Consider the following 1,411-nt stretch of genomic DNA (forward strand, 5'->3'; position numbering starts at 1 on the left):
TGGCAACCTCAACTTGCGCAAGCCGGGGCTTGATGTGGCCAGGCTGTTGTCAGAATGTCGCAATGTTGCGTTTTCTGCCGGATCGGCCTGTGCCAGCGGCTCGGGAAGGCCCAGCCATGTCTTGCGCGCCCTGGGACTTTCCGACAGGGATAGCAAAACCGCGATCCGCATCGGTTTCGGACGTTATACCACGGGTGAGGAACTGAAGGAGGCTGCTGCCGTGCTGAATGCGGCGGCGCAGATGCAGGGAGTCTAGTGCCTATGGTTCGCGTCACCTTCCTCACAGCCGATGGCCAGCGCGTGGCGGCCGAGGGCGAGGCAGGGCAACGCCTGCTGGAACTGGGCCAGAACGCCGGCATGCCGCTCGAAGGCACGTGCGAAGGCCAGATGGCCTGCTCCACCTGCCATGTCGTGGTTGCTCCCGACTGGTTCGACCGCCTGATGCAAGCCAGCGAGGACGAGGAAGACATGCTCGACCTTGCCGTCGGGGTCACCCGCACCAGCCGCCTCGCCTGCCAGATCGTGCTTGACCCCGCGCTGGACGGCCTGGAAGTGCGCGTGCCGGCAGAGGCCCGGGATATGCAGCCGCGCTGAGACGCTCCTCCTACACATTCGTCATGCCGAACTCGTTTCGGCATCCGGCTCGCTCATTACTGGTGGGTTTGTAGCACAGCGTGAGGCTGCGGCCTGGACCCTGAAACGAGTTCAGGGTGACGGTGGGAGAAAGCCCGCTGTGCATATTGGCAAATACTGATGTAAATTTCGCGCAGAGGCGCAGAGGATAAGATTTTCTCTGCGTCTCAGCGCCTCTGCGCGAATTCGATTTTGCGGAGCGTCTGAATAGGATGGCGCCCGGCATATTCCCCTCAATCCCCCGCCACCAGCGCGCTGATATGCCAATCATCACCCTTGCGTTCGGCGATGATCCGGCGGGCGAGCAGGCTGCGCAGGCGGGCGGTTTCGATCCAGCCCTTGCGTTGCGGCTTGCCGGTGATCACGGCGGTGTAGCGCGCGGCGGGATTGTAGGAAGGGCTCGTGGCAATGGTGACAAGCGACCAGTCCAGCTTGTCCACTTCCGGTGCCGTGTCGCTGGGCTTGGCGCGAAGTGGCACGCCTTGCCCGGTGACCAGCATCGTCATGCCCGGATCGACCTCATCAGGCACGTTCCAGAAGAACCACGGCATGACCACCAGATCGCCCTGCACGGCGCAGCCCAGCGGCAGGATGCGCGCGAGATCGGCCCATATGGCGGCGCCGGCCGGCGCGGCCAGCCGCTTTTGCAGTTGGGCCGGGCCATGGCCGCCGCCATAATCGAGCGTCACATCGGGGGATGAAAGTGCGGCGAGGGCGGCAGCGTCGCGCGCCTTGACGGCGGCGGCAAGGCGCGTGGCAAAGGCGCTCCAGCCCGGCA

At 64.7% G+C, this 1,411-nt stretch carries 3 protein-coding genes; 2 read left to right on the forward strand and 1 reads right to left on the reverse strand.

Features of this window, described 5'->3' with window-relative positions:
• Together H926_RS35090 and H926_RS0120630 are read left to right on the forward strand one after the other, a co-directional pair.
• A partial coding sequence (locus H926_RS35090) for an aminotransferase class V-fold PLP-dependent enzyme (protein ID WP_237741125.1) occupies positions 1–256 on the forward strand: 256 nt, incomplete at its 5' end.
• A 5-nt stretch (positions 257–261) separates the two neighbouring features.
• The gene (locus H926_RS0120630; RefSeq protein WP_022677954.1) at positions 262–594 is read left to right on the forward strand and encodes a 2Fe-2S iron-sulfur cluster-binding protein; all 333 of its coding nucleotides are present in this window, start codon (positions 262–264) and stop codon (positions 592–594) included.
• Between the two features lie 272 nt (positions 595–866).
• On the opposite strand, the gene H926_RS33765 is transcribed toward H926_RS0120630, so the two are convergent.
• The coding region (locus tag H926_RS33765; RefSeq protein ID WP_022677955.1) for a hypothetical protein at positions 867–1,411 on the reverse strand (545 nt) is incomplete at its 5' end.

The sequence above is a fragment of the Novosphingobium sp. B-7 genome (assembly GCF_000410615.1).
Classification (GTDB): domain Bacteria; phylum Pseudomonadota; class Alphaproteobacteria; order Sphingomonadales; family Sphingomonadaceae; genus Novosphingobium; species Novosphingobium capsulatum.